At 74.0% G+C, this 21,633-nt stretch carries 21 protein-coding genes and 1 pseudogene; 9 read left to right on the forward strand and 13 right to left on the reverse strand.

The features are described 5' to 3' along the window. Window positions 1-55: 55 nt before the first annotated feature. The 4 genes from ABEB00_RS09915 to ABEB00_RS09930 all read right to left on the reverse strand — a co-directional run bounded on the left by ABEB00_RS09915 (window position 56) and on the right by ABEB00_RS09930 (window position 4,166). A complete protein-coding gene (locus ABEB00_RS09915) occupies window positions 56-1,663 on the reverse strand; it encodes an MFS transporter (RefSeq protein ID WP_345618827.1) in 1,608 nt (535 codons plus the stop codon). A 7-nt stretch (window positions 1,664-1,670) separates the two neighbouring features. Then, complete coding sequence (locus tag ABEB00_RS09920) at window positions 1,671-2,216, reverse strand: TetR/AcrR family transcriptional regulator (protein ID WP_345618828.1); 546 nt, start codon at window positions 2,214-2,216, stop codon at window positions 1,671-1,673. Window positions 2,217-2,293: 77 nt separating this feature from the next. Then, window positions 2,294-3,265 (reverse strand): aldo/keto reductase, encoded by a 972-nt coding sequence (locus tag ABEB00_RS09925; RefSeq protein WP_345618830.1) that lies wholly within the window; start codon window positions 3,263-3,265, stop codon window positions 2,294-2,296. Window positions 3,266-3,524: 259 nt separating this feature from the next. After that, complete coding sequence (locus ABEB00_RS09930; protein WP_345618832.1) at window positions 3,525-4,166, reverse strand: TetR/AcrR family transcriptional regulator; 642 nt, start codon at window positions 4,164-4,166, stop codon at window positions 3,525-3,527. 96 nt (window positions 4,167-4,262) lie between these two features. On the opposite strand from ABEB00_RS09930, the gene ABEB00_RS09935 reads away from it, so the two are divergent. Continuing rightward, complete coding sequence (locus tag ABEB00_RS09935; RefSeq protein WP_345618834.1) at window positions 4,263-5,000, forward strand: SDR family NAD(P)-dependent oxidoreductase; 738 nt, start codon at window positions 4,263-4,265, stop codon at window positions 4,998-5,000. Here the strand turns inward: ABEB00_RS09935 and argH are convergent. After that, a complete protein-coding gene (argH, locus tag ABEB00_RS09940) occupies window positions 4,985-6,421 on the reverse strand; it encodes an argininosuccinate lyase (protein ID WP_345618836.1) in 1,437 nt (478 codons plus the stop codon). The genes ABEB00_RS09935 and argH overlap by 16 nt on opposite strands. Before the next feature lie 162 nt (window positions 6,422-6,583). On the opposite strand from argH, the gene ABEB00_RS09945 reads away from it, so the two are divergent. The 5 genes and pseudogenes from ABEB00_RS09945 (at window position 6,584) to ABEB00_RS09965 (ending at window position 10,605) form a co-directional block, all read left to right on the forward strand. Next, window positions 6,584-7,171, forward strand: a complete 588-nt coding sequence (locus tag ABEB00_RS09945) for a pyridoxamine 5'-phosphate oxidase family protein (RefSeq protein WP_345618838.1) — start codon at window positions 6,584-6,586, stop codon at window positions 7,169-7,171. Between the two features lie 3 nt (window positions 7,172-7,174). Continuing rightward, the gene (locus ABEB00_RS09950; protein ID WP_345618840.1) at window positions 7,175-7,882 is read left to right on the forward strand and encodes a L,D-transpeptidase family protein; all 708 of its coding nucleotides are present in this window, start codon (window positions 7,175-7,177) and stop codon (window positions 7,880-7,882) included. A gap of 75 nt (window positions 7,883-7,957) precedes the next feature. Next, window positions 7,958-9,340, forward strand: a complete 1,383-nt coding sequence (locus ABEB00_RS09955) for a ferredoxin reductase family protein (protein WP_345618842.1) — start codon at window positions 7,958-7,960, stop codon at window positions 9,338-9,340. 25 nt (window positions 9,341-9,365) lie between these two features. Then, window positions 9,366-9,821, forward strand: a pseudogene (locus ABEB00_RS09960) (FMN-binding protein); the annotation flags it as partial. Window position 9,822: 1 nt separating this feature from the next. Further along, window positions 9,823-10,605 (forward strand): FAD:protein FMN transferase, encoded by a 783-nt coding sequence (locus tag ABEB00_RS09965; protein ID WP_345618844.1) that lies wholly within the window; start codon window positions 9,823-9,825, stop codon window positions 10,603-10,605. An 11-nt stretch (window positions 10,606-10,616) separates the two neighbouring features. Here ABEB00_RS09965 and ABEB00_RS09970 read toward each other — a convergent pair whose 3' ends face one another. The 5 genes from ABEB00_RS09970 to argC are packed head-to-tail and all read right to left on the reverse strand — an operon-like array spanning window position 10,617 to window position 15,576. After that, window positions 10,617-11,162: an arginine repressor gene (locus ABEB00_RS09970; RefSeq protein ID WP_345618845.1), complete on the reverse strand. Its 546-nt coding sequence runs from the start codon at window positions 11,160-11,162 to the stop codon at window positions 10,617-10,619. Window positions 11,163-11,169: 7 nt separating this feature from the next. After that, window positions 11,170-12,366: an acetylornithine transaminase gene (locus ABEB00_RS09975; RefSeq protein WP_345618847.1), complete on the reverse strand. Its 1,197-nt coding sequence runs from the start codon at window positions 12,364-12,366 to the stop codon at window positions 11,170-11,172. Then, window positions 12,363-13,376 (reverse strand): acetylglutamate kinase, encoded by a 1,014-nt coding sequence (gene argB / locus ABEB00_RS09980; RefSeq protein WP_345618848.1) that lies wholly within the window; start codon window positions 13,374-13,376, stop codon window positions 12,363-12,365. Before argB ends, ABEB00_RS09975 begins: the two co-directional genes overlap by 4 nt. Next, window positions 13,373-14,551: a bifunctional glutamate N-acetyltransferase/amino-acid acetyltransferase ArgJ gene (gene argJ / locus ABEB00_RS09985; protein WP_345618849.1), complete on the reverse strand. Its 1,179-nt coding sequence runs from the start codon at window positions 14,549-14,551 to the stop codon at window positions 13,373-13,375. The genes argB and argJ overlap by 4 nt, the downstream gene beginning before the upstream one ends. Then, entirely contained in the window at window positions 14,548-15,576 is a 1,029-nt protein-coding gene (argC, locus tag ABEB00_RS09990; protein ID WP_345618850.1) for an N-acetyl-gamma-glutamyl-phosphate reductase, read from the reverse strand. The genes argJ and argC overlap by 4 nt, the downstream gene beginning before the upstream one ends. A gap of 222 nt (window positions 15,577-15,798) precedes the next feature. Between argC and ABEB00_RS09995 the strand changes: the two genes are divergently transcribed. Continuing rightward, window positions 15,799-16,242 (forward strand): DUF6314 family protein, encoded by a 444-nt coding sequence (locus tag ABEB00_RS09995; RefSeq protein WP_345618852.1) that lies wholly within the window; start codon window positions 15,799-15,801, stop codon window positions 16,240-16,242. A gap of 65 nt (window positions 16,243-16,307) precedes the next feature. Here ABEB00_RS09995 and ABEB00_RS10000 read toward each other — a convergent pair whose 3' ends face one another. Beyond that, entirely contained in the window at window positions 16,308-16,904 is a 597-nt protein-coding gene (locus ABEB00_RS10000) for a histidine phosphatase family protein (RefSeq protein WP_345618854.1), read from the reverse strand. Window positions 16,905-16,961: 57 nt separating this feature from the next. Continuing rightward, window positions 16,962-18,404 carry an aminotransferase-like domain-containing protein gene (locus ABEB00_RS10005; protein ID WP_345618855.1) on the reverse strand — a complete coding sequence of 481 codons (1,443 nt, stop codon included), beginning with the start codon at window positions 18,402-18,404 and terminating at the stop codon, window positions 16,962-16,964. Here ABEB00_RS10005 and ABEB00_RS10010 point away from each other — a divergent pair. Then, window positions 18,403-19,326, forward strand: a complete 924-nt coding sequence (locus tag ABEB00_RS10010) for a DMT family transporter (RefSeq protein WP_345618857.1) — start codon at window positions 18,403-18,405, stop codon at window positions 19,324-19,326. The two genes, ABEB00_RS10005 and ABEB00_RS10010, sit on opposite strands and share 2 nt — an antisense overlap. A 9-nt stretch (window positions 19,327-19,335) precedes the next feature. On the opposite strand, the gene ABEB00_RS10015 is transcribed toward ABEB00_RS10010, so the two are convergent. Beyond that, window positions 19,336-20,631 carry a glycoside hydrolase family 10-like protein gene (locus tag ABEB00_RS10015; protein WP_345618859.1) on the reverse strand — a complete coding sequence of 432 codons (1,296 nt, stop codon included), beginning with the start codon at window positions 20,629-20,631 and terminating at the stop codon, window positions 19,336-19,338. A gap of 183 nt (window positions 20,632-20,814) precedes the next feature. On the opposite strand from ABEB00_RS10015, the gene ABEB00_RS10020 reads away from it, so the two are divergent. Further along, window positions 20,815-21,633 (forward strand): 3-hydroxybutyryl-CoA dehydrogenase (locus tag ABEB00_RS10020; RefSeq protein ID WP_345618869.1); only part of this gene is annotated, 819 nt, incomplete at its 3' end.

The raw sequence follows: 21,633 nt of genomic DNA on the forward strand, positions 1-21,633 counted from the left end.
CGGGCCGCCCCTCACGGGCGGCCCGCCGTTCCGCGTACCTCGTCCGGTGCCGGGACTAGCAGCCGTGCTTCGTTCCGTGCTCGGCACCGCGCTCGGCACCGCGCTCGGCTCCGTGCTCGGCTCCGTGCTCAGGTCCGGGCTCCGTCGTGTCGTCCAGTTTCTGGCCGCGCAGCAGGAACCAGGCGGCGACCGCGGCGGCGAGCAGGACGGCCGCGCCGAGGCCCGCGGCGAGCGCCAGCCCGTCGACGAAGGACTGCCGGGCGGCGTCCAGCATCGCCGCCGCCGGGGCGGCGGGCAGGTGGGCGGCGGCCTCCACGGCGCCGCCCAGCGACTCGTGGGCGGCGGCCGGGGTGCCGGCCGGGCCGGTGAAGTCCCGGTAGACGCCGGTCACGATGGAGCCGAGCAGGGCGATACCGAGGGCGGCGCCGAGTTCGTACGCCGTCTCGGAGACCGCGGCGGCCGCGCCCGCCTGCTTCTTGGGCACGCTGGAGAGGATCACGTCGGCGGTGACGGTGAACGCGAATCCGGCGCCGACGCCGACGACCAGCAGGGCGGTGCCCAGCAGCGGATAGCCGGTGTCCTGGTCGAGGACGGTCAGCGCGGCGAGGGCGAGGCCGACGGCGGCCAGTCCGCCGCAGACCACGGCCCGCACGGACAGGCGGCGGGCCGCGCGGCCCGCGATCAGACCGGCCGCCACCGCGCCGATCGCGGCGGGCAGTTCGGCGAGACCGGCCTCGAAGGGCCCCCTGCCCTGCACCAGTTGCAGGTACTGGGAGAGGAAGAAGACCAGCCCGGACAGGCCGAGGACGGTCAGCAGGTCGGCGAGGACCGCGCCGCTGAAGCCGCGGTTGCCGAAGAGCCGCATGTCGAGCAGCGGGACCGGCAGGGTGAGCTGCCGGCGCACGAACCCGTACAGGGCGGCGGCGCCCAGCAGACCGGCGCCGAGGGTGCCCCAGGCGAACCCGTGCGCGGCGGCCTCCTTGACCGCGTAGACGACCGCGACCATGCCGACCAGGGAGAGGGCGACACCGGCCGCGTCCCAGGGGCCGGGGTCGGGGTCGCGGGACTCCGGCAGCGTCTTGACGCCGACGAGGACCAGGACGGCCATCACGGGCAGGTTGATCAGGAAGACCGAGCCCCACCAGAAGTGCTCCAGCAGGAACCCGCCGGCGATCGGGCCGACCGCGGTGCCCGCGGAGGCGGCGGCGCCCCAGATGCCGACGGCGAGGCTGCGCTCGCGCGGGTCGTGGAAGAGGTTGCGGATCAGGGCCAGGGTGGCGGGCATCAGGGTGGCGCCCGCGACGCCGAGCAGGGCGCGGGCGACGATCAGCAGTTCGGGGGTGGACGCGTAGGCGTTGAGCACGGATATCGCGCCGAACGCGGTGGCGCCGGCGAGCAGTGTCCGTTTGCGGCCGACGCGGTCGCCGAGGCCGCCCATGGAGACGAGCAGGCCGGCGATGGCGAACGAGTAGATGTCGCCGATCCACAGCAACTGGGTGCCGGAGGGTGTGAGGTCCTCGCTGATGTAGGGGGTGGCGAGGCCGAGGACGGTGGCGTCCACGGCCACCAGCAGCACGGCCAGGACGAGGACGGACAGCGCCGCCCAGCGGCCGGGGCGCCGCGCCGCCCCGCTCGCTTCGGCCGGGCGCAGGGTGCTGGTCATGGTCAGGTCACTCTCTCCGTACGGCGCCGCCGAGCAGCAGTTCGGCGGTCATGCGGGTGAAGTCGTTGCGGGCCACGCGGCCCTCCGCGACGGCCCAGGCGGCGGAGGCCAGCAGGCCGTAGAGCGCTTCGGTGAGCCAGGCGGGGGTGAGGTCGATCCGGAACTCGCCGCGCTCCTGGCCGCGCCGGAAGAGTGCGGCCAGCCGGCCGTCGAGCCGGGCCCAGCCCTCGTTCAGCTCCTCGCCCTCGAAGAGCTGGTTCTCGGTGTAGAGGAAGGCCAGCAGCCCGGCGGACGGCTCGATCTCCCGGATCAGCCGCCGTACCGCGTCGGCCGCGGGCCCCTCGTCGGGACGCGCCGCGTCGAGGGCCGCCTCGCACTCGGCGATGCCGAGCGCCTCCAGCGCCCGTACCAGGGCGTCGCGCCCGGCGAAGTGGCGGTGCAGCGTCGCGCGGCTGATCCCGGCGGCCCGGGCGACGTCGTCGAGGGTCGCGGTGGACTTGCGGGTCAGCAGCGCGGCGGCGGTGCGCAGCACATGGTCACGGTCGACAGCCATGAGACAACTGTAACTCACGTGAGACATTGATGTCTCACTACGGGCGGGTGCGGGTCACGCACCGGGTCGGCTCGGGCTCAGTGCCAGGGCAGTTGTCCGCGCCGCTCCCAGTAGGCGTGCGGGTCCTCGGCCAGCGCGGCGAGGCGGGCCGCCCGGTCGTCGTCGAGGTCCACGGCCGCCGCGTGCAGGTTGGAGCCGAGCTGACCCACGGTCGCGGCGCCGGAGAGGACCACCCCCGCCCAGGGCTGCCGCAGGACCAGCGCGAGGGCGACCGCGTCGCAGCCGAGGCCGGTCTCCTCGGCGACGCCCCGCAGCGCGTCCGGGGCGTACCGCCCGGCGAGCCGGCCGTTGGCCATGCCCTCCTTGACGATCACGGTGAGCCCGGCGTCGTGCGCCTCGGCGAGCGCGGGGCCGGCGGAGGTCTCCAGCGCGTTGTACGTCGACTGGACGGTACGGAAGAGGGGCTCGCCGTCGACGGTCACGGCGAGCGCGGCGCGGATGGCGTCGGCCTGGGCGGGGCCGCTGGTGGAGAAGCCGATCGTGACGCCGTCGGCGGCGGCCCCGGCGAGCCGGACGTGCAGGTCCCGGTCGGTGAGGGCCGGGCTGTCGGGGGTCACCGAGTGGATCTGGTAGAGGTCGAGCCGGTCACCGAGGAGAGCGCCGGTCTCCGCGCGCTGGCGCTCGAAGGTGGCGAGGCCGTGGTCCTTGACCTCGTGCCGCTCGGCGTCGGTGGACCAGCCGGCGGTGTAGGTGTAGCCCCACTTGCTGCCGACGACCGCGTCCGCGGCGTCCGGGCGGGCCGCGAGCCACGAGGCGAGGAACTCCTCGGAGCGGCCGTAGGAGCGGGCGGCGTCGAAGTAGCGCACGCCCTGGGCGTAGGCGGCGTCGAGGAGTTCGTGGGTACGGGCGCGCAGCGCGTCGACACTGCGGTCCGCGCCGAGGTCGCCGTCGCGTCCGAGGTTGAGGTAGCCGGGGCGGCCGACGGCGGCGAGGCCCAGTCCGAGGTGGCAGGTCGGGGTGGTCGCCGTGGCCAGGCGGGTGAAGGGCATCGCGGGCTCCGTTCGGTCGGCTCAGGTGCGGCCTGCGACCAACGTAACCCGCGACCGTCTTCGTCCCGGGGCTCGGTGCGGGGTGGCGGGGGTGGCGGGGCCCGGCGGGGGCGGGTGCGGATGCGGATGCGGATGCGGGGCGAGTGCCGGTGCGGGGGCGGATGCGGGTGCGGATGCTGGTGCGTCGTGGCCGGGCGCTGCCCGGCGGATCAGGTGACCGGGGGGCGCCCGGCGGATCAGGTGACCGGGGGGCGCCGCGTCAGTTCTCGCGGGCCGGACCGCGCCCGGCCGCGAGGCGTTCCCGCCCCTCGGGCAGGGGCAGGACCGCCAGTGCGGTGTCCGCGACGTGCCGCAGCGTCTCCGGGTCCAGGCCGGCCTTGCCCACCGCCTCGATACCGCGGACCACCGTCAGCAGCAGGGCCGCCAGCCGCTCCGGATCCGCGGCGGCGTCGATGTCGCCGTGGCGCTGGGCGGCGCTGATCTCCGTCCGCAGCAGGGTCAGCAGCGCCGTCATGGTCTCGGCCGACCGCCCGGCGACCGTCGGGTCGTGCTGGGCCAGTTCCGCGACGCCCTTGGCCAACAGGCACCCGCGGCGCTCGGTGTCGGAGGCGGTGTTCTCGGCCATCAGGCGCACGTATTCCGACAGCCGGGTCATGGCCTCGGCGTCCGGGCCACCCGCCAGCCGCCCTTCGGCGACCTCGACGACCGCGGTGCACCAGTCGCCGAACACACGGTGGAACAGTTCGCCCTTGTCGCCGAACGCGCCGTACAGGCTGCCCTTGCCCAGGCCGGTCGCCCGGGCGATGTCGTCCATCCGGGTTCCCGCGTAGCCGGTCGCCCAGAACTGCTCCCGGGCCCGCTCCAGGACTTGGCGTTCGTCGAACGCGCGTGGTCTCGCCATGGCCTCAGCCTAACCATTCTTGACTCGACCGTCCATTACTGCCTACGTTGTGGACGATCCATTCCACAATCCATTCCACAACTGAAGGGGTTCGCCATGACAGGCGTACTGCGGGAGAAGATCGCCGTGATCACCGGAGGGACCAGCGGGATCGGGCTGGCCATCGCCCACCGCTTCGTCCTGGAGGGCGCACGGGTCTTCGTGACCGGCCGGGACACCGACCGCCTCGACGCGGCGGTGCGGGAGCTGGGCCCGGCGGCCACCGGCGTGCGGTCCGACGTCTCGGTCCTGGCCGACCTGGACGCGCTCTACGCGCGAGTCCGCGAAGACGCCGGACGCGTCGACGTGCTGGTGGCCAACGCGGGAATCGTCGCGGACGCCGCGCTCGGCGCCCACACCGAGTCGAACGTCGACCTGACGCTCGCCGTCAACGTCAAGGGCCCGCTGTTCACCGTGCAGAAGGCGCTTCCGCTGCTGGCGGAGAACGCCTCCGTCCTGGTCATCGGTTCGAGCAACAGCGTGCGCCCCAATGAGCACCTGGAGGTCTACAGCGCCTCGAAGGCGGCGTTGAGCAACCTCGTGCACAACTGGGCCCGGCAGTCGCGGGAGCGCCGGTTCCGGGTCAACGTGCTCAGCCCGGGACCGACGCGAACCCCCGGCCTGCTCGGCGTCGCGGGGCCGGACGCCGACCGGTTCGCCGAGGCCGTCGTGCCGCTGGGGCGGCTGGCCGACGCGGCGGAGATCGCCGAGGCCGCCCTCTTCCTGGCCTCGGACGCCTCGTCGTTCGTCACCGGCGCCGAACTCTTCGCCGACGGCGGCTACACCCGGGCCTGACCGCCGGCCGCCCAGTCGTGCTGCCTCGCCACGTCCGCCTGCACCTCGGCCAGTTGGACCGCCACCGCGCTCGGCGCGGTGCCGCCGCGTCCGTCGCGGGAGGCGAGGGCGCCCTGGACGTTGAGGACGCCGCGCACCTCGGGGGTGAGGTGAGGGGAGATCTTCGCGAACTGCTCGTCGGTCAGCTCGTCCAGTTCCTTGCCCTCGGCCTCGGCGACCTTCACGCACTCGCCGGCCACCTCGTGCGCGACCCGGAACGGCACCCCCTGCCGTACCAGCCACTCGGCGATGTCGGTGGCGAGCGAGAACCCGGCCGGGGCCAGTTCCGCCATCCGCTCGCGGTGCACGGTGAGGGTGGCCATCATGCCGGTGAAGGCCGGGAGCAGGACCTCCAACTGGTCGATGGAGTCGAAGACCGGCTCCTTGTCCTCCTGGAGGTCGCGGTTGTACGCGAGCGGGAGGGCCTTGAGGGTGGCCATCAGGCCGGTGAGGTTGCCGATCAGGCGGCCGGACTTGCCGCGCGCCAGCTCGGCGATGTCCGGGTTCTTCTTCTGCGGCATGATCGACGAGCCGGTGGAGAAGGCGTCGTGCAGGGTCACGAAGGAGAACTCCTTCGTGTTCCAGATGATGATCTCCTCGGCGATCCGGGAGACGTTCACCCCGATCATCGCGGTGATGAAGGCGAACTCGGCGACGAAGTCGCGCGAGGCCGTGCCGTCGATGGAGTTGGCGACGCTGCCGCGCTCGAAGCCGAGGTCCGCCGCGACCGCCTCCGGGTCCAGGCCGAGCGAGGAGCCGGCCAGGGCGCCGGAGCCGTACGGCGACACGGCCGTCCGCTCGTCCCACTGGCGCAGCCGCTCCGCGTCCCGGGAGAGCGCCTGGACGTGGGCGAGGACGTGGTGGGCGAAGAGCACCGGCTGGGCGTGCTGGAGGTGGGTGCGGCCCGGCATCGCGACGTCCGGGTGGGCCTCCGCGAGGCCGATCAGCGCGTCCTGGAGGTCGGCGATCAGGGCGCCGACGCTCCGGGCGTGGTCGCGCAGGTACATCCGGAAGAGGGTCGCCACCTGGTCGTTGCGGGACCGGCCGGCGCGCAGCTTGCCGCCGAGGTCGGGACCGAGCCGCTCCAGCAGGCCGCGTTCCAGGGCGGTGTGGACGTCCTCGTCGGCGATCGTGCCGGTGAAGGAGCCGTCGGCGACGTCGGCCTCCAGCCGGTCGAGACCGGCGGTCATCCGGGTCAGCTCGGCCTCGGTGAGCAGGCCCGCCTTGTGCAGGACGCGCGCGTGGGCGCGCGAGCCGGCGATGTCGTAGGGCGCGAGCCGCCAGTCGAAGTGGACGGAGGCGGAAAGCTTCGCGAGGGCCTCGGCGGGACCGTCGGCGAAACGGCCGCCCCAGAGCCGTACGTCACCGCTGTTGCTGCTCACTTGCGTCGCTCCTGGAAGAGATGGCTAGGTGACCTTCGTCCTGCATGTCGTCCTGCATGAGTATGCAAAACTCCGCATGGTTCGTCAATCCGGGCCGGAGCTCCCGCCCGGACCTCGCGAACCTTCGGACAAGTGAACGATCATGACCCATAATCGTTAGACATGGGAAAGACTTACGAGCGCATCGACGGCCGGCTCCGCACCTTCATCGAGGCCCAGCCCCTCTTCTTCACCGCCACCGCTCCCCTCTCCGGCGACGGCACGGTCAACCTCTCCCCCAAGGGCCTCACCGGCTCCTTCGCGGTGCTCGACGCACACACCGTGGCCTTCCTCGACTTCGCCGGGTCCAACGCCGAGACCATCGCCCATCTGCGGGAGAACGGGCGGATCACCCTGATGTGGTGCGCCTTCCAGGGCCCGCCGAACATCGTCCGCGTGCACGGCCGCGGCGAGCCGGTCTTCCGCGACGACGCGCGCTTCGCGGAGCTGCTGGGCCACTTCCCCGACATCGACGCCGGCTCCCACGGCCTGCGCGCGATCATCGTCGTGACGGCCGAACTGGTCCGCGACACCTGCGGCTACGCCGTCCCCTTCATGGCGTACGAGCAGGACCGGGATCTGCACGCCAGGCGTTTCGCCCGCGAGGACGACGCCTCGCTGGACGCCTACTTCACCAAGAAGGAGCACATCGCGACCAGCCTGGACGGGCTTCCCGGGCTGCCGTTGCCGCTGCCGCCCTCTACGGTCTGAGCCATGCGCACCGGTGTCGTCGCCGCCCTCGTCTCCGCCTCCTTCCTGCTGCCCGCGTTCTCGGCGCCGCCCGAGCCGCCGGCCGAGCCGCTGCCCGCCCGGATGGCGGACACCGGCGGCGGCACCCAGCTCCTCACCGCCGTCGCCCCGGACACCGGGTCCACCACCGGCACCCTCACCTGGTGGGACCGCCGGGACGGCGTCTGGGCGGAGTCCGGCTCCGCGCCCGCCCGCTTCGGCGCGAGCGGCCTGGCGGACGGCGAGACCCGCGAGCAGGGCACGAACACCACCCCCACCGGCCTGTACGACCTGCCGTACGCCTTCGGCATCGCGGCGGCCCCGGCCGGCACGGCGTACGCCTACCGCCCGGTGCGCGAGGACTCCTGGTGGTGCCAGGACAACGACTCCCGCTCCTACAACCGCTGGACCGAGCCCCGCCCGGCCGACTGCGCCGCCGCCGAGGCCGAGCACCTGATCACGTACGGCACGCCGTACGCGCACGCCATGGTCGTCGGCTTCAACTACGACCGTCCGGTGCGCGGGCGCGGCGCGGGCATCTTCCTGCACGTGAACGGGGCCGGGGCGACGGCCGGGTGCGTGTCGGTGCCCGCGGCGGCGATGCGCCGCGTGCTCGCCTGGGCCGACCCGCGGGCGCGCCCGCACCTGGCGATCGGCACCGCCGACGGGCCGACGGCGATCACCCGGTACTGAGGTCCGCCCGCGCTGAACACCCGGCGCACGCGGCGCGTATGTGTGGTCCAAGGGTCCCGTCCCCCCGGAGGAACCGTGCCCACCACGCTCGCCGGCGGCCGTGCCGCCCGCCGCCAGACGATGCGCCGCATCCGTCCGCGCCGCTCCCCCGTCGTCCCCCTGCTGCTCGCCGTGTGGGCGGGCGCGGCGGGTGTGCTGTGGCTGTGGTGGCGCGGCACACCCGCCATCTCCGACGACGCCGGCCGGATCATGGGGGCGGGCCGGATCACCGGGCTGCTGGCCGGCTATCTGATGGCGCTGGTGGTGCTCCAGATGGCCCGGGTGCCGGCGCTGGAGCGGCGGGTGGGCTCGGACCGGGTGGCCCGCTGGCACGCCATGACCGGCCGCTACACGCTCTGCCTGGTCCTCGCCCACATCTTCCTGATCATGTGGGGGTACGCCCTCCGCTCCGGCCGGGGCCTGGGCGGCCTCGCCGCGCAGACCGCCGACTCGGTGAACGAACTCCCCGACCTGGGCAAGGCCGCCGCCGGCGCCGGACTGCTGCTGCTGATCGGGCTGCTCTCGGCCGGCCCGGTCCGCCGCCGCCTCCCGTACGACCTCTGGTACCACGTCCACCTGCTGACGTACGCGGCCGTCTTCCTGACCTTCTGGCACCAGCTCTCCACCGGCAACGACTTCGCCGTGGAACCGCTCGCGAAGACGGTCTGGTACGCCCTGTACGGCTCGGTCACCTGGCTCGTGCTCTGGTACCGCGTCCTGACCCCGCTCCGCCTCAACCTGCGTCACCGGATGCGGGTCGAGGCAGTGATCGAGGAGACGCCCGGGATCGTGTCGGTGCTGATCGGCGGGCGCCGGCTGCACCGGATGGGGGCGGAGGCCGGGCAGTTCCTGCGCTGGCGGTTCCTGGCCCCCGGCATGCGGTTCAGCTCGCACCCCTACTCGCTGTCGGCGGCGCCCCGGCCGGGCCTGCTGCGGATCACGGTGAAGGCGATCGGCGACCACAGCGCCAGGCTGCGGGAGCTGACGCCCGGCACCCGGGTGTGGGCGGAGGGCCCGTACGGGGCGCTCACCGCGCGGCGCCGCAGCCGCGGCAAGGTGCTGCTGGTCGCGGGCGGGGTCGGCATCACCCCGATGCGCGCCCTGTTCGAGACGCTGCCCGGCGCCTCCGGTGACCTCACCCTCCTCTACCGGGCCAACAGCACCCACGACCTGGCCCTCTGGGACGAGCTGGCCGCGATCGCCGACGCGCGCGGGGCCCGGCTGATGTACGCGGTGAACGGTCCCGACGGGGTGCGGCCGGACATCTCGGCGGAGTCGCTCGCCCGCAAGATCCCCGACGTCGACCGCCACGATGTCTTCCTGTGCGGGCCGCCCGGCTTCGCCCGGTCGGTGTACGAGGCACTGCGCGGCGCCGGGGTCCCCGCCCGCCGCATCCACCACGAGTCGTTCGCGATGTGAGCGAGAGTCAGGAACGAGAGGGAAGATGAAGAGGAGCCACCCCGTCCGGCGGGCCGTGCTCGCGGGGGCCGCGACCGTCTCCGGCATCGTGCTGCTGCTGTCGCTGAAGCCGGGCACCGACCCCGGAGCCGCGGCGGCGGCCGGCGGCGCCGCCCCGCCCGCGGCCGCCCGGTCACCGCAGGGCGGCCGGGACACCCCGGGCGCCGACGCCGGCGCCGGTACGGTTTTGCTCGGTGACGAGGTGCGCACCCCGTACGGGCCCGTGCGGGTCCGGCTGACGGTGAGCGGCGGCAGGATCACCAAGGCCGAGACGGTGCGGGCTCCCGGGGGCGGCCGCAGCGACCAGGTCACCGCCGCCGCCGTACCCCGGCTCAACCAGGCCGTGCTCAGCGCCCAGAGCGCCGACATCGACGCCGTCTCCGGCGCCACCTACACCAGCGCCGGGTATCGGGAGTCCCTTCAGTCCGCGCTGGACCGGGCCGATGGCTGACCCGGCGGCGGCCCCTCTGCGGCACGTCGAGGAGGTGATGGGGACCGTCTTCTCCTTCGACGTCCGCGGCGGGGAGCCCGCGGCCGTACGGGCGGCCCTCGGCGAGGCGGTCGCCGGGCTGCACCGGGCCGACGAGGTGTTCAGCACCTTCCGCGCGGACAGCCAGATCTCACGGCTGGCCCGCGGCGAGCTGACGGTCGGTCAGTGCGCGCCGGAGGTCGCCGAGGTGCTGGAGCTGGCGGCCGAGGCGGAGCGGGCCGGCGAGGGCTGGTTCAGCACCGCCTACGGGGGGCGGCTGGACCCGACCGGCATCGTCAAGGGCTGGGCCGTGGAGCGGGCGGCCCGGCGGCTCGCGGCGGCGGGCGCGCGCGGGGTCAGTGTCAACGGCGGCGGGGACGTGCAGCTCCTCGGCACCCCGGGGGCGCGGCGCCCGTGGCGGGTCGGGGTGTCGGACCCGCTGCGGCCGGGCGGGCTCGCGGCGGTTCTCTCGGCGGCGGGGACGGCCGAACTGGCCGTGGCGACCTCCGGTTCCACCGAGCGCGGCGCGCATGTCGTCGACCCGCGCACGGGCCGCCCCGCGGTGACGGACCTGGTCGCGGTCACAGTGGTGGCACCCCGCCTGACCTGGGCGGACTGCTGGGCTACGGCGGCCTTCGCGAGGGGCTCGCAAGACGGTCTGCGGTGGCTGGAATCGCTGGCGGGCGTGGAGGCGCTGTTGATCACGGCGGGTGACGAGGTGCGGTGCACGGACGGCCTCGCCTCCTGGCTCGGGTGAGCGGACGCCCGTCAGTGCCCGTTCTGGGCGAGTCGCAGCAAGTGATCGGCCAGCGCCTGGCCACCCGTGGGATTCCTGCTGATCAGCATCACCGTGTCGTCCCCGGCGATCGTCCCGAGGATCTCGTGCAGCTCCGCCTGGTCGATGGCCGAGGCCAGGAACTGCGCGGCCCCCGGCGGGGTGCGCAGCACCACGAGGTTCGCGGACGCCTCCGCGGAGATCAGCAGCTCCTGCGAGAGCCGCCGCATCCGCTCCTCCTTCGCCGACCCGCCCAGCGGCGCGCGCGGGGTCCGGAAACCCCCCTCGCTCGGCACCGCGTAGATCAGGTCGCCCTCGGAGTTGCGGATCTTGACCGCGTTCAGCTCGTCCAGGTCGCGGGAGAGCGTGGCCTGCGTGACGGTCAGCCCGTCGTCGGCGAGCAGTCTCGCCAACTGGCTCTGCGAGCGCACCGGCTGGCGGTTGAGGATGTCCACGATCCGCCGGTGGCGCGCCGTGCGGGTCTGCGGCACGGCCTGTCCGGCGGCCGCGCTGCTCTCGTGATCTGGCGCCTGGCTCATCGTCGTCTCATTCCCCGGCTCGTCCGTCCCCGCCCGCTGTGTCCAGGATGCCCGGCAGCGCCCCGAGGAAGGCGTCCACCGCCTCGTCGCCGAGGGTCAGCGGCGGCATGAGCCGTACGACATCGGGGGCGGGCGCGTTCACCAGGAAACCGGCGTCCTGAGCCGCCTGTTGCGCCTGCGGCGCGAGTGGCTCGGTGAGCACGATACCCAGGAGCAGGCCCGCGCCCCGGACCCGGTCGACCAGCGGGTGGCCCAGGCCCTCGATCCCCTCGCGCAGCCGCTCGCCCTGCCGCTTGACGTTGGCGAGCAGGCCGTCGCCGGCGATGGTGTCCAGGACGGCGAGTCCGGCGGCGCAGGCGACCGGGTTGCCGCCGAAGGTCGTGCCGTGCTGGCCGGGGCCGAGCAGCTCCGCCGCGCGGCCGAAGGCGACGGTGGCGCCGAGCGGGAGTCCGCCGCCGAGGCCCTTGGCGAGGGTGACGACGTCGGGCAGGACGCCCTCGTGGGTCTGGTACTCGAACCAGTGCCCGGTGCGGCCGATCCCGGTCTGCACCTCGTCGAGGACGAGCAGGGCGCCGGTGGCGGCGGTGATCGCGCGGGCCGCCTTCAGATAGCCGGGGGGCGGGACGACGACGCCGCTCTCGCCCTGGATCGGCTCGATGATGACCAGGGCGGTGTCCTCGGTGACCGCGGCGGCCAGCGCCTGCGCGTCACCGAAGGGGACGTGGGTGACGTCGCCGGGCAGCGGCCGGAACGGCTCCTGCTTGGCGGGCTGGCCGGTGAGGGCGAGGGCGCCCATGGTGCGGCCGTGGAAACCGCCCTCGGTGGCGACCATGTGGGTGCGGCCGGTCCGCCTGCCGATCTTGAAGGCGCCCTCGTTGGCCTCGGCGCCGGAGTTGCAGAAGAAGACCTTGCCGTCCCGGCCGAAGTGCTGGAGCAGCCGCTCGGCGAGCGCCACCGGCGGCTCGGCGACGAAGAGGTTGGAGACGTGGCCGAGCGAGGCGATCTGGGCACTGACCGCCTCGACGACCGCCGGGTGGGCGTGGCCGAGCGCGTTGACCGCGATGCCGCCGACGAAGTCGACGTACTCCTTGCCGTCGGCGTCCCACAGGCGTTCACCGGCGCCGCGCACCAGGGGCAGCCGCGGGGTGCCGTAGTTGTTCATGAGCGCGCCCCGCCACCGCGCGGTCAGTTCCTCGTTGCTCATCCGGCATCCCCCTCTTTCTCGTCCTTCTCGTCCTTCTCGTCCGGCTTGCCGGGCTCGTCGGGTGTTCGCGGGTCGGGCACGACCATGGTGCCGATGCCCGAGTCGGTGAAGATCTCCAGCAGGATCGAGTGCGGGACCCGGCCGTCGATGACGCGGGCGGTGTTGACGCCGCCCCGGACGGCGTGCAGGCAGCCCTCCATCTTCGGCACCATGCCGCTGGACAGCTCGGGCAGCAGTTTCTCCAACTGGGAGGCGGTGAGGCGGCTGATCACCTCGTCGCTGTGCGGCCAGTCCTCGTAGAGGCCCTCGACGTCGGTGAGGACCATGAGGGTCTCGGCACCCAGCGCGGCAGCGAGTGCCGCAGCCGCCGTATCAGCATTGACGTTGTAGACATGGTGATCGTCCTGGGAGCGCGCGATGGAGGAGACGACCGGGATGCGGCCGTCGGCGAGGAGCGCCTCGATCGCGCCGGTGTCGATGTCGGTGATCTCGCCGACGCGGCCGATGTCGACCCGTTCGCCGTCGATCTCGGGAAGGTGCTTGGTGGCGGTGATGGTGTGCGCGTCCTCGCCGGTGAGGCCGACGGCGAGCGGGCCGTGCCGGTTGAGCAGCCCGACCAGTTCGCGCTGCACCTGTCCGGCCAGCACCATCCGGACCACGTCCATGGCGTCCTCGGTGGTGACGCGCAGGCCCGCCTTGAACTCGCTGACGATGCCGTGCTTGTCGAGGGCGGCGCTGATCTGGGGGCCGCCGCCGTGCACGACGACGGGTTTGAGGCCGGCGTGGCGCAGGAAGACCACGTCCTGGGCGAAGGCGGACTTCAGGTCCTCGTTCACCATGGCGTTGCCGCCGAACTTGATGACGACGGTCTTGCCGTGGTGCCGGGTCAGCCAGGGCAGCGCCTCGATCAGGATCTGGGCCTTCGGGAGCGCGGTGTGCTTCCGCGTGGCTCCGGTGCTGGGTCCGGTGCTCGGTCCGGTGCTCGGTCCGGTGCTCGGTCCGTCGCTCATGAGGAGTACGCGCTGTTCTCGTGGACGTATTCGGCGGTGAGGTCGTTGGTCCAGATGGTGGCGGCGGCGTCGCCGGCGGCGAGGTCGGCGACGATGTGGACCTCGCGGTAGCGCATGTCGACCAGGTCGCGGTCCTCGCCGACGCCGCCGTTCTTGCACACCCACACGCCGTTGATGGCGACGCCGAGCCGGTCCGGCTCGAAGGCGGCGGAGGTGGTGCCGATGGCGGACAGGACGCGGCCCCAGTTGGGGTCCTCGCCGTGCACGGCGCACTTGAGGAGGTTGTTGCGGGCGATGGTGCGGCCCACCTGGACGGCGTCCTCCTCGGTCGCGGCGTTCACCACCTCGATCCTGATGTCCTTGCTGGCGCCCTCGGCGTCCCGGATGAGCTGCTGCCCGAGGTCGTCGCAGACGGCCCGGACGGCCTCGGCGAACGCGGCGTACTCGGGGGTGACGCCGGAGGCACCCGAGGCGAGGAGCAGCACGGTGTCGTTGGTGGACATGCAGCCGTCGGAGTCGACCCGGTCGAAGGTGACCCGGGTGGCGTCGCGCAGCGCCCGGTCCAGGGTCGGGGCGTCGACGTCGGCGTCGGTGGTGAGGACGACGAGCATGGTGGCGAGGCCCGGCGCGAGCATGCCGGCGCCCTTGGCCATGCCGCCGACGGTCCAGTCGTCCCGGGTGGCGACGGAGGTCTTGTGGACGGTGTCGGTGGTCTTGATGGCGATCGCGGCCTTCTCGCCACCGTGCTCGCTGAGCCCGGCCACCGCCTTGTCCACGCCGGGGAGCAGCTTGTCCATCGGCAGCAGGATGCCGATCAGGCCCGTGGAGCAGACGGCGACCTGGCCCGGGGCGTGGCCGCCGGTCCCGCCGTGACCCGCCGCGTTGAGGGACTCGGCCACCTTCTCGGCGGTGGCGTGGGTGTCCTGGAAGCCCTTGGGGCCGGTGCAGGCGTTGGCGCCGCCGGAGTTCAGGACGACGGCGGTCACCTCGCCGCCCTTGAGGACCTGCTCGGACCAGAGGACCGGCGCGGCCTTGACGCGGTTGGAGGTGAAGACGCCCGCGGCGGCGCGGCGGGGGCCGGTGTTGACCACGAGGGCCAGGTCCGGGTTGCCGTTCTGTTTGATCCCGGCGGTGATGCCCGCCGCCGTGAATCCCTTCGCTGCCGTGACACTCACGGGGCGACTCCGATCGTCGTCAGTCCGGTGGTCTCGTCGAGACCGAGGGCGATGTTCATGCTCTGGACGGCACCGCCCGCGGTGCCCTTGGCCAGGTTGTCGATGGCGCTGATGGCGATGATGCGGCCCGCGGCGGCGTCATGTGCGACCTGGATCTGAACGGCGTTGGAACCGTAGACGGACGCGGTGGCCGGCCACTGCCCCTCGGGGAGCAGATGGACGAACGGCTCGTCGGCGAACGCCTTCTCGTAGGCGGCGCGGACGGAGTCGGCGCTCACTCCGGGCCGGGCCTTGGCGCTGCAGGTGGCGAGGATGCCGCGGGGCATCGGCGCGAGGGTCGGGGTGAAGGAGACCGAGACCCGCTGGCCGGCGGCGGCCGAGAGGTTCTGGATCATCTCGGGGGTGTGCCGGTGGACGCCGCCGACGCCGTACGGCGACATCGACCCCATGACCTCGCTGCCGAGCAGGTGCGGCTTGGCCGCCTTGCCCGCGCCGGAGGTGCCGGAGGATGCGACGATCACGGCCTCGGGCTCGGCGAGGGAGGCCGCGTAGGCCGGGAACAGCGCGAGGGAGACGGCCGTCGGGTAGCAGCCGGGCACCGCGATGCGCTTGGACCCCCGCAGCGCGCCGCGGCCGCCGGGGAGTTCGGGGAGGCCGTAGGGCCAGGTACCGGCGTGCGGGGAACCGTAGAACGCCGTCCAGTCGTCGGCGTTCACCAGCCGGAAGTCGGCGCCCATGTCGACGACGAGGACGTCCGGGCCGAGCCGCTCGGCGACCGCGGCGGACTGCCCGTGCGGCAGCGCGAGGAAGACGACCTCGTGGCCGTCGAGCACCTCGGGCGTGGTGGCCTCCAGCACCCGGTCGGCCAGCGGCAGCAGGTGCGGCTGGAGCGCGCCCAGTCGCTGCCCCGCGTTGGAGTTGCCGGTCAGGGCGCCGATCTCGACCCCGGGATGGGCCAGCAGCAGCCGCAGCAGCTCTCCGCCCGCGTATCCGCTCGCTCCGGCCACCGCCGCACGTACCACCATGGAACTACCCTCCTCCTGGATGGCATGACTATACGTATCGATGCACGTTTATGCAATCCAGAAGGAGGGGTAGGTACTGTCTTCGCTTGATTCGCAGGAAGGTGACCGAGTTCGCCGGGAACGCGTACGTGAACCTCGCCGCCGTCGAGCGGCAAGATGGGGGAGGTGGCCGAGGGGCGTCACCGGGTCGCGCGGTGACGGACGGGACGCGAGGAGTGGACGATGGGCGAGTTCTGGCCGGTACCCGATGTGCTGGCCCACCTGACGGGCGGGTGGCGGGTGCGGCGGTCGGTGCGGGATCTCACCGGCGGGGACGAGGGCCGGTTCGAGGGCAGCACGGACTTCACGGAGCTGGACGGCGGCGGCCTGCTGCACCGGGAGGCGGGGGCCTTCACCTGGCAGGGCGTCTCCCGGCCCGCCGAGCGCACGCTGCGCTTCCTGCCGGGCACCTCCCCGGGCACGGCGGACGTGCGGTTCGCGGACGGGCGGCCCTTCCACGACCTCGACCTGACCACGGGCCGCCACCGCACCGACCACCCGTGCTCCGCCGACCTCTACCGGGGCGAGTTCACCGTCCGGGACCGCGACCACTGGCGCACGGTCTGGCGGGTGCGCGGCCCGGCCAAGGACCTCGTGCTGACCACGGATTACGTCCGCGCGCGGTGACCGGGCCGCCCGGCGCACGCGCCGCACGGGCGCCGGCGCTCACCTCCCCGGGAGACCGCCCACGCTCACGGCCGCGCCGGGCCGCAGCCCGGTGCGCCGTCGAAGCGCAGGCTCCAGCGCCCCGCGCGGCCCACGACGACGGCCGTGGACAGCGGGCGCACATCCAGCGTCCAGTACGTCGCGGGCGGCGCCCGCAGGGCGTACACCAGGGCGGCCCGGATCACCGAGGGCTCGGCCACGGCGACGATCCGGCCGCCGTCCTCCAGGGGCCGGGTGTCGAGCCAGCCGCCGACCCGGCCGATGAAGCCGAGCAGGGACTCCCCGCCGTGCGGGGCGGCGCGCGCGTCGGCGAACCAGAGTTCCGCGGCGGCCGGTTCCCGGGCCATCGCCTCGCGCGGGGTCAGCCCCCGCCAGCGGCCCATGTCGCAGTCGCGCAGGGCGGGCTGGACGAGCGGCGTGTAGCCGAGGCCGTCCCCGGTGGCGCGGCTGCGCGGCGCCGGTGAGCAGTAGCGCAGGTCGGCCGCCGCGAGCGGCAGCAGCCCCGGAGCGGCACGTTCCACCTGCCACCAGCCGTCCCGGTCCAGCGGCCGGTCGTCCTCGAACCGTTCCGCGAGCGGCGACGAGCCGCCCCCGGCCGCGACGAAGGTGACGCGAAGCGACATGCCGCGATCGTGAGCCGCCCGCGTACGCCGGTCAAGGGGCCCCGCGTGAAACGGAGTTCAGACCACCTCGGCCAGGGCCGTCCGCAGCCGCCGTACCCCTTCCTCGATCTCGCCGGTCCCGGCCACCGCCGCGAAACTCAGCCGTAGATGACCGGCCGGGGGCTCGGCGCTGAAGTACGGCCGGCCGGGGGTGAGCGCGACGCCCGCGCGCAGGGCCGCCGCGCTCAGGGCGGCCTCGTCCGCGCCCTGCGGCAGCCGCAGCCACAGGTGGTAGCCGCCGGCCGGGACGTGCGGGAGGGCGAGTTCGGGCAGCAGCCGGCCGAGGGCGGCGGTCATGGTGTCCCGGCGGGCGCGCAACTGGGCCGATATGGCCCGCAGATGGCGGGGCCAGGCGGGCGCGCCGACGAGTTCGAGGGCGGCCTCCTGGAGCGGGCGGGGCACGAAGAAGCTGTCGACGACCTGGATCGCCCGCAGCCGCTGGAACACCGGGCCCCGCGCGGCCAGCGCGCTCACCCGGAAACTGGGCGAGGTCGCCTTGGTCAGCGAGCAGACGTGCACCACCACCCCGTCCGGATCGTCGGCGGCGAGCGGACGCGGCAGCGGTCCCGCGTCCTCGTGCACCAGCCGCCGGACGAAGTCGTCCTCGACGACGAAGGCCCCGGCCGCGCGGGCGAGGGAGAGCACCTCGGCGCGGCGGTCGGCGCGGAGCACCGCGCCGGTCGGGTTCTGGAACAGCGGCTGGCAGACGAGGACCCGGGCGCCGCTCGCCCGGAAGGCGTCGGCGAGCAGCGCCGGGCGGATGCCGTCGGCGTCGACCGGGACCGGCACCGGACGCAGGCCGGCGGCGCGGGCGACGGCCAGCATGCCGGGGTAGGTCGGCGACTCGACGAGGACGGGCGCGCCGGGCGGGGCGAGCGCGCGCAGGGCGGTGGTCAGGGCGGCCTGGCCGCCCGCGGTGATCAGCACCTCGGCGGCGGTGACCGCCCCGCCGGGCCCGCCGATGGCCCGCGCGAACCACTCGCGCAGCTCCGGCAGCCCCTCCATCGGCGGCCGGCCCCACGCGCCGGGCCGGCGCCCGGCCCGCGACAGCGCTGCCGCCAGGGCCCGTTCCGGCTGCAGCGAGGGGTGCAGATAGCCGCCGTTGAACTCGATCACCCCCGGTGGCGGGGCGGCCAGCGAGGCCAGCACCCCGGAGGCGTCCACCGAGCGGGGTACGAGGTCGGCGGCGCCGTCCGCGCTGAGGGCCACCTCCTGCCAGGAGGTGTCGCCCGCGGCCGCGGCCCGCGGGCGGGGCTCGGCGCGGAACGCCCCGGCGCCGGGGCGGGTGACCACCAGCCCCTCGGCGGCGAGCCGCGCCAGGGCCCGGGAGACGGTCACCGGGCTCACCCGGAACCGTTCGACCAGTGCCCGGCTCGACGGCAGCTTTCCACCGGGAGAGTAGCGGTCCAGCTCCAGCCGCAGCCGTTCGGCCAGGTCGTCCACGCTGTTACGCTCGTGCATGAGAGCACAGAGTAGCGCTATCCCCAAGACTCGGATAGCGGTCGGCGGTCCGCTGGGGGCGCCGGCCTCCGCCGGGACCCTCCAGGCCGCCCTCGGCGTCGTCGCCTTCTCCCTCACCTTCCCGGCCACCGCCTGGGGCCTGGAGGGCTTCGGGCCGTGGTCCCTGGTCGCCGTGCGCAGCGTCCTGGCGGCCGTGATCGCGGGCGGCTGCCTGCTGGTGCGGGGGGTGCCGCTGCCGGACCGGCGGCACTGGTCCGGCCTCGCGGTGGTCGGCGCGGGCGTCGTCCTTGGCTTCCCGCTGCTGACCACCCTCGCGCTGCGGACCTCGACCACCGCGCACGCCGCCGTCGTGGTCGGTCTGCTCCCGCTGACGACCGCGCTGCTCTCCGCCCTGCGGCTCGGCACCCGTCCCTCCCGCACCTTCTGGGCGGCGGCGCTGGCCGGCGCGGCGGCGGTGCTGGCCTTCACCGTGCGGCAGAGCGGCGGGGCGCTGACAGCGGCGGACGCCTACCTGTTCGGGGCGCTGCTGGTGTGCGCCGCCGGTTACACCGAGGGCGGCCGGCTCGCCCGGGTCATGCCGGGCTGGCAGGTGATCGGCTGGGCGCTGGTGCTCTGCCTGCCGCTCACCGTGCCCGCGGCCGCGGTCGCGCTGTCCCTGGAGCCCGTGCGCCTGAGCGCGCACAGCGTGACCGGGCTGCTGTGGGTGGCGGCGGGCTCGCAGTTCCTCGGTCTGGTCGTCTGGTACCGGGGCATGGCCGCCATCGGCATCCCCCGGGCCAGCCAGTTGCAGCTCGCTCAGCCGCTGCTGACCCTGGTCTGGTCGGTCCTGCTGCTGGGCGAGCACCTGACGCCGGCCGCCCCCCTCACCGCCGCGGCGGTACTGGTGTGCATCGCCGTCACCCAGCGCGCCCGGGGCGCGTGACCGCTGCGGTCAGCGCGGGGCGCGGGCCGGCTGCCCGTAGTGGTCGGCGGCCACCCGTGACATCGCGCCGTTCCGGTCGGCCACCACGTCCCGGGCGCCGAAGTAGACGTGTCCGCGCACCTCCGGATGGTTCTCGGCCAGCGTCAGGTGCCGGGAGAGTTCACCGGGCTCCTGCCAGGCGGCGGCCTGCGCCGGGTCGCCGGCCTTGTACAGCGCCTCCCCCACGTACAGCCTGGTCCGGCTGTTCTCGGCCACCTCGGCCCACCAGGGCACCAGTGCGGCGTAGTCGGCGGCCTGCTGGCCGAGGTGCCAGTAGAGCTGCGGCACGAGGTAGTCGAGCCAGCCCTCGCGGACCCACTTGCGGGTGTCCGCGTACAGGTCGTCGTAGGTCTGGACGCCCGCGCGGGTGTCCGAGCCGCGCGAGTCGGTCGCCTTGTTGCGCCACACGCCGAAGGGGCTGACGCCGAACTGCGCTTCGGGTCGGGCCTCCTTCACCCCGGCCGCCGTCTCGCGCACCAGCCGGTCGATGTTGTCCCGCCGCCAGGCGGCCCGGGTGGCGAAGCCCTTGCCGTGCAGGGTGTGGGCGGCGGCGTCGTCGAAGCTCTGGCCGGCCACCGGGTACGGGTAGAAGTAGTCGTCGAAGTGCACGCCGTCGACCGGGTACTTGCGTACCGCGTCGAGCATCGCCTCCCGCACGAAGGCCCGGACCTGCGGCAGCCCGGGGTTGTAGTAGAGCTTCCCGCCGTACGGGACCACCCAGTCCGGGTGGGTGCGGGCGGGGTGGGAGGCGGCGAGCCGGGACGGATCGGCGTGCACCGCGACCCGGTACGGGTTGAACCAGGCGTGCAGCTCCAGCCCGCGCGCGTGCGCCTCCGTGACGGCCGTGCCCAGCGGGTCCCAGCCGGGGTCCCGGCCCTGCACCCCGGTCAGGTACTCCGACCAGGGTTCGTACGGGGACGGCCACAGCGCGTCGGCGGCGGGCCGCACCTGGAAGAAGACCGTGTTCAGCCGGTACCCGACCGCCGCGTCGAGGTACGCGATCAGGTCCCGGCGCTGGTCGGGGACGGTCAGGCCGGGCCGGGAGGGCCAGTCGCGGTTGACGACCGTCGCCAGCCACATGCCGCGCATCTCGGCCGTCCCCGCACCACCGCCCCGGCCCGGCCGCGCGGTGTCGCCGTCCGGCCGCGCGCCGGCGCGTCCGGGGGCCGGGGTGGTGGTGCGGGCCGGCGCTCCGGCGGCGCTCGACGCCGTGGTCAGCGTCGACAGCGCGGCCACCGCGAAGGCCCGGCGTGACAATCGGCTCATGGGAAGACTCATACTGCGACCCCAGAACGCTCCGGATCCGCTCGGTCACGGATCGCTTCCGGGGCTCAGCATGCACGACCCGGGGGACCGATCGGCGGCACGGCGGGGGTAACGTGCACGATCGGAGCAGACGCCGGGCACCCCGGCAGGCTGCCACAGGTGCAGGACAGCGAAAGGGACGATGTGACCGTCTTCTCGGGAGATATCGCGCGCGTCGGCGTGGTCGGCTGCGGTCAGATGGGAGCGGGCATCGCCGAGGTGTGCGCCCGCGCCGGACTGGACGTGATGGTCGCCGAGACCACCGGTGAGGCCCTGGAGATCGGCCGGACCCGGCTGTTCAACTCGCTGGCCAAGGCCGCCGAGCGCGGCAAGATCACCGAGGAGGAGCTGGCCGCCACCCAGGCGCGCCTGGGCTTCACCACCGACCTCGGCGAGTTCGCCGACCGCGACCTGGTGATCGAGGCGGTCGTCGAGAACGAGCAGGTCAAGACCGAGATCTTCCAGGTGCTCGACCAGGTCGTGACGCGCCCGGACGCGATCCTCGCCTCCAACACCTCCTCCATCCCGCTGGTGAAGCTGGCGGTCGCCACCTCGCGGCCGGACCACGTCATCGGCATCCACTTCTTCAACCCGGCCCCGGTCCAGCAGCTCGTCGAGCTGATCCCGGCGCTGACCACGTCCGAGGGGACGCTCGGCCGGGCCCAGCTCTTCACCGAGAAGGTGCTCGGCAAGCACTCCATCCGCGCCCAGGACCGCTCGGGTTTCGTGGTCAACGCGCTGCTGATCCCGTACCTGCTCTCCGCGATCCGGATGTTCGAGTCGGGCATCGCCAGCCGCGAGGACATCGACAACGGCATGGAGCTGGGCTGCGCCCACCCGATGGGCCCGCTGAAGCTGGCCGACCTGATCGGCCTGGACACCGTCGCCTCGGTCGCCTTCTCGATGTACGACGAGTACAAGGAGCCGCTGTACGCCGCTCCCCCGCTGCTCCAGCGCATGGTC

The organism is Streptomyces ziwulingensis, assembly GCF_039542605.1.
GTDB lineage: Bacteria > Actinomycetota > Actinomycetes > Streptomycetales > Streptomycetaceae > Streptomyces > Streptomyces ziwulingensis.